At 41.1% G+C, this 8,007-nt stretch carries 5 protein-coding genes and 1 other annotated feature; all 5 genes read right to left on the bottom strand.

What is annotated here, in order from left to right:
• Positions 1–37: 37 nt before the first annotated feature.
• Positions 38–253, bottom strand: a binding site (T-box leader).
• A 96-nt stretch (positions 254–349) separates the two neighbouring features.
• The 5 genes from ppc to pepF all read right to left on the bottom strand — a co-directional run bounded on the left by ppc (position 350) and on the right by pepF (position 8,007).
• A complete protein-coding gene (ppc, locus tag GMD3S_RS0202700) occupies positions 350–3,046 on the bottom strand; it encodes a phosphoenolpyruvate carboxylase (RefSeq protein ID WP_000058169.1) in 2,697 nt (898 codons plus the stop codon).
• A gap of 23 nt (positions 3,047–3,069) precedes the next feature.
• On the bottom strand, positions 3,070–4,293 hold the full coding sequence (gene ftsW / locus GMD3S_RS0202695; protein ID WP_000703346.1) for a cell division peptidoglycan polymerase FtsW: 1,224 nt from the start codon (positions 4,291–4,293) through the stop codon (positions 3,070–3,072).
• Positions 4,294–4,480: 187 nt separating this feature from the next.
• Positions 4,481–5,422, bottom strand: coding sequence for a peptidylprolyl isomerase PrsA (gene prsA, locus GMD3S_RS0202690; RefSeq protein WP_000728080.1), 942 nt, complete (start codon positions 5,420–5,422; stop codon positions 4,481–4,483).
• A gap of 67 nt (positions 5,423–5,489) precedes the next feature.
• A complete protein-coding gene (locus GMD3S_RS0202685; protein ID WP_000230408.1) occupies positions 5,490–6,203 on the bottom strand; it encodes an O-methyltransferase in 714 nt (237 codons plus the stop codon).
• A gap of 1 nt (position 6,204) precedes the next feature.
• Positions 6,205–8,007 (bottom strand): oligoendopeptidase F, encoded by a 1,803-nt coding sequence (gene pepF / locus GMD3S_RS0202680; protein WP_000244095.1) that lies wholly within the window; start codon positions 8,005–8,007, stop codon positions 6,205–6,207.

Raw genomic sequence — 8,007 nt, 5'->3', positions numbered from 1 at the left:
TCCTCCTAATAGAAAAAGTCCTCACACAAAAAACTTGTGTGAGGACGTCGATGCGCGGTGCCACCTCAATTATAGGGAATATCCCTATCGCTCTTTCTCGCAATAACGAGTTGCACTGTAAGGTGTGCTCACCGAATTTTTATGATTTCAAATTCTTAAGTACATTCAGCCCAATTTCATCAATTTCATCTATCTGCTTTCACCAACCACAGACTCTCTATAAAATGAGCATGATTACTTTCTGAATGTTTAAATTATATCATTTTTCAACTACTTGTCAAGCTTATTTTTAGAATTTTTTAAACAATTCAAAAACTTCCCCTTGAAAAAGGAGGAAGTTTGTAGAATATCAGCCTGAATTACGCAAACCAGTTGCAATTCCGTTGATAGTTGTATGGATCAGTTTTTCTTCGTCTGCTGACAATTCGCCGCGACGTTGACGTTTGATCAACTCCAACTGGATGTAGTTCAGGATATTAAAGTAAGGCATACGATAGTTTAGACTGTCTTTTAGATAAGAGTTTTCTGCCAAGAGTTCGTCATAACCTTCGATAGCTAAAATAACGTCCTTAGTCAACTGCCATTCATCTAAAATAGTGTAGTAGATAGCTTGTACTTCTTCGTCTTCACAGAGCTTGGCATATTCAAAAGCAATGTTCATGTTAGACTTAGACAAGACCATGTCTACATTGGAAAGCAAAGATTGGAAGAAAGGCCAGTTTTGGTACATGTCTCGAAGGAACTCGATATTCTTTGGATCTTGATCAATAAACTCTTTAAAGCTTGATCCCACACCATACCACCCAGGGAACATGACACGGCTTTGTGACCATGAGAAGACCCAAGGAATAGCACGCAAACCGCCAATTTCAGTGATGGTCTTACGAGCAGCTGGACGCGAACCGATATTGAAGCTTGAAATAGCTTTGATTGGACTTGATTCAAAGAAATAGTCATAGAAATGTTCATTTCCAAAGACCAAATCACGATAGATATCGTAGCTACGGTCCACTACTTGATCCATAATAGCTTCGTAACGATTTGACGTATTGGTATCACTCTTCTTCTTGGTAATCATACGGTTAATGGCTGCAGAAACCAACATTTCAAGGTTATAGTAGGCTGCATCTTTGTTACCGTATTTGTTTCCAATCACTTCTCCCTGCTCAGTCAGACGGATACGGTCCTTGATAGACTTGAGTGGTTGAGACGTAATAGCTTCATAAGTTGGTCCACCACCACGACCCACAGTACCACCGCGACCGTGGAAGAAAGTGACCTTAACGCCAAATTCATCCCCAATAGCAGTCAGTTGTTGTTGCGCTTTATAGAGAGTCCAACACGAGGACAGGTAACCACCGTCCTTGTTACTATCAGAGTAGCCGAGCATGATTTCCTGATAGTTATCTTTTGAAGCAATCCATTTTTTAGCCAAAGGAAGAGAAAAATATCTTCTCATGGTTTCTTCCGAATGGTCTAAGTCCTCGATCGTTTCAAAGAGGGGAACAATCTGAACGCGGGCTTTTTGAGCATCAACCAAGCCGACTTCCTTGAGCATGATGGCTAGCTCTAGCATATCAGATACACTGGTTGCGTGAGAAATGATGGTTTGACGAATGACATTTTCACCTAGTTTATCCTTCAATTTGCGCGCAGCTTTAAAGATAGAGAGTTCTTTTTCAAGCAGTTCTGACTTTTCAGCATGAGTCGCTGAGAGGATACGAGGATCTTCTTCCAACTCTTTTAAGAGGAGGGTACATTTTTCGTCTTCAGAAAGGTCGCTATAATGGTCGTTAATACCAGCTGATGCTAGCAATTCAGCCACACAAGCTTCATGAACACTAGAGTCTTGGCGCATATCGATAGAAGCAAGGTAGAAACCAAAAATTTCGACAGCTTGCATCAACTCGACAAATTCTCCTGAAATCAGGTATTCTCCTTTGTTCTCAAGGAGAGAGTCGCGAATGGCCAACAAATCTTGATAAAATTCATCTGCAGTGGCATATCTAGGATGAAGGTCCTTGTCTTCAATCAAATAAGCCTTGGTTGCCTGCATCTTAGCTTGGATGTCAAAGAGGGCACGGCGATAGAGTTCTTTTTCACGATAAATCGAGTTGTCTTGTGACTTCAGCGCCATCTCACGGACCTTGTCGCTGACATTCACGATGCTGGTTGACAGTGAAAATTCACGATAAAGATTATAAATCTTTTCATCATAGTAGTTCATGATGACTTCGCACTGAGTCAAGGCTGATTTGTTTAGGGTTTCCGCTGTTACGAAAGGATTTCCATCACGGTCTCCTCCGATCCACATCCCCATGGTAATTGGTTTTGGATGTTGGAGCTCAATACCTTGTTCTTTGGCTAATTTTTTATACTCAGCCGTCAAACGCGGAACAGCATTCAGGAAAGAACTTTGGTAATACTCCATCACGTTGGTGATTTCGTTGGTTACTTTCAATTTCTTCTCACGAATCATGTCCGTTTGCATGATAATTTCAATGTAACGACGGAGATCCGTGTGCCATTTTTCTTTATTAATCAAACCGAGTTTAACATCACGGTACTTGCGCAAAAGCGTATGGATATGGTTGGTCAAGTCCAGCATACTCTTGCGTTGTACTTGCGTTGGATGAGCGGTCAAGACAGGAACGACATTTAACTTTTCTAAAATTTCAGCTGCATTTTCTTTTTCAGCTACCATTTTAATCGTTGTAGATAGTTTCCCTAGATAGTCTTGGTCCACATTGTTTTGGTGATTGATTTCATAGGCCAAATCCACATCCTCAGAGATATTAATCAAAAGTGGAAGGATAGAGAAATAGCGTGAAATGTAAATCATTTCTTCATTCGAAAGACTGGTCACTAGGTCATTGAGCCCTTGATAATTCTCGCTAGTTGATACTTCCTTCAACTGGATAATCTTTTCAAAGGTTTCTGGCGCTAGCATATTCTTTGTGATATCTTCTAATAGCTCAGTCAGAATCAAGACTTCTTCTTGGACGACTGCTTTATTACTATAGTTTTCTAATTTTTGAAGAGACATATACTTTCCTTTCCATTCAATCCTTACAGATTTTCATCGGTTTGATTCTCGTATTCTCTGATAAGTTTGGCACGTTTTTCACTTGCATCAATGTTCAGTACAAGTGCGATGGCTACGGATAATACCAATAGACTGTTCCCTCCTTGTGAAAGGAAGGGGAAGGTTACCCCTGTAGAGGGAATCAACCCTGAAATCCCACCAATATTGACAAAGACCTGAACAAGGATCATTCCTCCGACACCAATAGCAACCATGGAGTTAAAGGGATCCTTTGCTCGAATACCAACCAAGATGATTCGCAAAATCAAGAAGAAGAGTAAAGCCAAAATCATACTGGCTCCAACGAATCCAAACTCCTCTATAACAATCGAAAAGACGAAATCCGTATGGGCTTCTGGCAGATAACCACGTTTCTCAATGGAATTTCCTAATCCAAGTCCGAACCAGCCACCATTTACCATTGCATAGTAAGAATTTGCGAGCTGGTGTCCTGCACCCGCCAAGTCATTAAAAGGATTAAAAAAGGCACTGAAACGTTTAGCAACGTAACCAAATAGCGGAATTTGAGAGAACTTTTCAACCCCAACAAAGCGAATGACAGACAAGACTAACATTGAACTTCCTGCCAAGAGAGCTAGAATGGTCGAGAACCAACGATAGGCAATCCCACTAACCGTATACATGATGAGCGCCACTAAGACCAAGATGGTCGCATTTCCCAAGTCTGGGAAAATTCCCAAGCTACCAATCAGAACCAGCAGAACAAAACGCCAGTCATTAAAAGCTCGAGGCAGCCACTGATTCTGTGTCAAAACCTGGAAGTCATAAACCGCAATCTCATCTTGTTGTTTTGAAAATCGATGTGCCAGGTACCAGATGATGATAATCTTAAGGTATTCCGCAGGCTGAATCGTTACAGGTCCTACAGAGATCCATCCGTATGCTCCATTGACAGGTGTTCCGACCAGTCGCGCCAGAGCTAAAAGAACCATCTCCACAATCATTACGATAAAAATAAGACGCCCATTTCTTAGGAAACCTAATTTTAATTTATAGATTAAGGCAATCAGAACCAAACTAGCTATCCAAAAGATCCCCTGGTTACGCACCAATTGAAAGGCACTTTTCCCTTCTTCGATCAAGGTTGCACTCGTTGTCGAGTACACCACAATCAGACCCAAAATCGATAAAAGGAAGTAAGGAATCAAAATGGAATAGTTTAGTAGGTGCCTTTTACTAATTTTCATATTTCACCACTCTAATAGGAACAGACGTTTCTGTTCCCAATTCCGTTTTATTTTCTAGTTTTGATTGCTATTATACCACTTTTTCAGAAAGAAAAAAACTCTTATCCTTTAATCCTTCGAATTTTACTCATTTTCTAGTATCAGGTATAAAAAAACAAATCTCTTTTGAGATTTGTTTTTTGATTTCTTAGTTAGATGAAGAGCTGCTGCTTGAGCTTGAGTCACCACCACCGATGTATTGGGTGAAGATGTTTTGGAAGGCTTGATCCTTAACCTTGATGTTTGCTGCTTGCAATTCTTTACCAATTACTCCTTGAACAAAGGCTGAATCATTTTGTTTTTGAGTCAAGATGATGGTCTTCAATTTTTCTTTATAATCCTCTATATTAGAAGATTTTTCTGTTTTCTTCGTTACTTTGATGATGTAGAACTGACTGCTGTAGGCTTGTGTTCCAGTAGCTGTAATCACATCAGAAACCCCGTTCACATCCAAGGCAAAGGCTGCTTTCTTGACTTGTTCTGGAAGTTCTGTAGAAGCAGAGTCAAAAGTGATTTCTCCACCATTTTCTTTTGTTTTGTCGTCGTTAGAGTTGTCTTTTGCCAACTGAGCAAAATCTGCACCTTCTGCTTTAGCTTTCTCAAGTACTTCTTTTGCCTTGTCTTCATTATCCAAACGGATGATTTGAGCTGTTACATCTGGTGTGTAAGACTCAAAAGCTTTTTGGTAAGCTTCGTCTGTCAACTCACTCTCAGCAGCCTTCTTAACTGCCAATTCAACCAATTTGCTAGTGCGGATTTGAGCTTTACGAGTCTCAGGTGTCATACCTGCACGTTGAAGCACGCTGTTGTAGCTATCGCCGTATTTCTTTTGTTCTTCAGCAACGGCATCATCCACATCTTTATCCGTTACCTCTGATCCATATTGTTGTTCAAATACTTTTTGGATGGTCATATTGAGCAAGACTTGTTGTGCAGTTGGATTGTTCTTTACTTCTTCAAAGAATTGATGCTCTGTAATCACATCGCCCTTCATGCTGATCAAATCTTTTCCTTCAGAACTGTTTGAACAAGCTGCAAGTGTTGCTACTGATAAAAGTGTGATGGCTCCTGCCATAAGTTTTTTCTTCATTTTTACTCCTTTTACGGTAAGTGTTACCTTATCTATTTTACTATAATTTCTTAAATTTTTCTGAAAATCATTCGCTCTCAGGAAGCTCTACTTCTGCTAGATTCTTTCGTAGCATGAGAATACCATCTCCAAGTGGAACTAGAGTTGCTGTTAAACCTGGATTGTCCAAAGTTGCGTCGAAAAGTCTTTGCAAACCACGGTAAATGGTTCGTTGACCACGGCGGACTTCCATGATGTCCTTGGCAACATCTCCTCCTTGGAAAATATCATCCAAGACCACTACTCCACCAACTTCCAAGTGCTTGAGGATTTCTGGTAGAAAGACGATGTACTTGGACTTGGCCGAATCCATAAAGACAAAATCATATGTTTCTGTCAAAGTAGATAAAACATCAACAGCATCACCTTCAAGTAAGGTGATTTGCTTACGACTGTCAAACTGGGCAAAGTTTTCCTTGGCAAAGCCTATCATCTCAAGATTACGGTCAATGGTTGTAATCTTGGCATCTGGCGCATGTTCCGCCATCAAGAGGGCTGAAAAACCAATTGCCGTCCCAATCTCCAAAATGTTCTTGGGCTGTATGGTCTCCATGAGAAATCGAAAATACGCGACCGTTTCATGGGGAATGATGGGAATGTTCTCCTTGCGAGCAAAGGTCTCCAATTCTTTCAAAGAACCTGTCACCTGCTTTTGACGCTGGCGCATGAGTTCAACGATTTCTTCCTTGACGACGGGCCGACGCATATTGTGATTGGCATTTTTACTATAAGACTCTACCATCTTAAGCTAGTCCCAATTTTTCAACAAGGGCTTCAAACTCGTTCAAGCGACGTTCAAAGACTGCAAAGGCATCGTTGAGATAGTCTTCCTTCTCCATATCCACTCCCGCTTTTCTCATGACATTGAGTGGATAGTCTGACTTACCTGCCTTGAGGTAGTCGATATAGCGGTCACGATCTTCTTGACTACCATGGACAATCTTTTCAGCTAAGGCTGAAGCAGCTGCAAAACCAGTTGAATACTGATAAACATAGTAGTTATAGTAGAAGTGAGGAATGCGTGCCCACTCGTATTGGATCTGAGGATTGTCTTCCTTGCTGAGTCCATAGTACTCTTGGTTCAAGTCAGCGTAGAGTTTATTGAGGAAATCACTTGTCAAGACTTCTCCATTTTGGTCTGCTTGGTGGATAGCATGTTCAAACTCAGCGAATTGAGTTTGACGGAAAACTGTTCCACGGAAACCATCTAGGAAGTTATTGAGAATTGCAAAACGAGTTGCATCATCTTCTACTTCTTCCAGTAATTTCTCCGTCAAGATATTTTCATTTGTTGTTGAGGCAATCTCAGCCAAGAAGATAGAGTAATCTCCGTAAACATAAGGTTGGGTTTCTCGAGTATAGCTAGAGTGCATACTGTGACCTGTTTCATGGACAAGGGTAAAGAGATTGTCTAGATTGTCCTGCCAGTTGAGAAGCATAAAGGCATTGGTATCGTAAGAACCACCAGAGTAGGCACCAGAACGCTTGCCTTGGTTTTCATAGACATCAATCCAACGCTCACTGAAGGCACGTTTAACACGGCTCAAGTAGTCGTCACCCAAGACCGCCAAGGCCTCTTCTGCTTTTTTCAAGGCTTCTTCGTAGGTAAAGCTATAATCTACTGACGAAAGCGGTGTGTAGACATCGTACATCTTGAGGTCGGAAATACCCAAGATTTTAGAACGAAGTTCTAGGTAACGATGCAAGAGCGGCAAATGCTTGCGAACTGCTGCTACTAGATTGTCATAGACACTTTCTGGAACAAAATTTGCTGCGAGGGCTGCATGGCGAGCACTCTTATAGTTGCGAACTTTTGCTCGGTAGTTTTGCACCTTAACATTTGTCTGCAAAGTCTTAGCATAAGTATGTTGGAATTGCTCGTAAGTCGCATAAAGGGCTTCATAGGCACCACGACGCACTTCACGGTTTTTAGACTCCATCAAATGGATGTAAGTACCGTGTGAGAGTTGCACTTCCTTGCCTTCGTCATCAAGGACATATGGGAAGCTAATATCCGCATTGTCCAAAATAGCGAAGGTTTCACTAGCAGCGCCAAAGATTTCTCCTGCTCCAGCAAGCAATTCTTCCTCACGTTGCGAAAGAACATGGTCTTTCTTTTGCAAGAGCTTGTCAAAAAAGTGTTTGTAAACTTGGAGTTTTGGTTGAGCTTCTAGGAAGGCCGCATACTGCTCTTCGCTAATCTCCATAAACTCAGGTTCATAGAATGAAAAGGCTTGTTCTAACTGACTGTATAGGGTCATTGCCTTGGCATAGTACTCTTGATACTTGGCTTCACGCGTGTCCTGGTCATTTTTCATATGTGCATAGACATAAAGCTTTTCAACTTGGCGTTCCAAATCAAGTGAAAATTCTGTAATCTCAAGCAAACTGTCTGCACTATCCAAGAGATGCCCCTCATACTGGGACGCTGTTTGTACTTTTTCAGTTAAATCTTTCAAGGCTTCTTCCCAAGCCTGGTCTGTTGGGTAGATTGTTGAAAGATCCCATGTATCTTTTTCATTTATTTCATGTCGTTGTAAAACCAT

Source organism: Streptococcus sp. GMD3S (assembly GCF_000298695.2).
GTDB lineage: Bacteria > Bacillota > Bacilli > Lactobacillales > Streptococcaceae > Streptococcus.
The sequence above is the reverse complement of the archived record's forward strand: the minus strand, read 5'-3'. Positions and strand labels throughout refer to the sequence as shown.

Excerpts from the sequence above, each read along its gene's own strand:
- pepF (WP_000244095.1), bottom strand. The coding sequence starts at position 8,007 with ATGGTTTTACAACGACATGAAATAAATGAAAAAGATACATGGGATCTT.
- ftsW (WP_000703346.1), bottom strand. The coding sequence starts at position 4,293 with ATGAAAATTAGTAAAAGGCACCTACTAAACTATTCCATTTTGATTCCT.
- GMD3S_RS0202685 (WP_000230408.1), bottom strand. The coding sequence starts at position 6,203 with ATGGTAGAGTCTTATAGTAAAAATGCCAATCACAATATGCGTCGGCCC.
- prsA (WP_000728080.1), bottom strand. The coding sequence starts at position 5,422 with ATGAAGAAAAAACTTATGGCAGGAGCCATCACACTTTTATCAGTAGCA.
- ppc (WP_000058169.1), bottom strand. The coding sequence starts at position 3,046 with ATGTCTCTTCAAAAATTAGAAAACTATAGTAATAAAGCAGTCGTCCAA.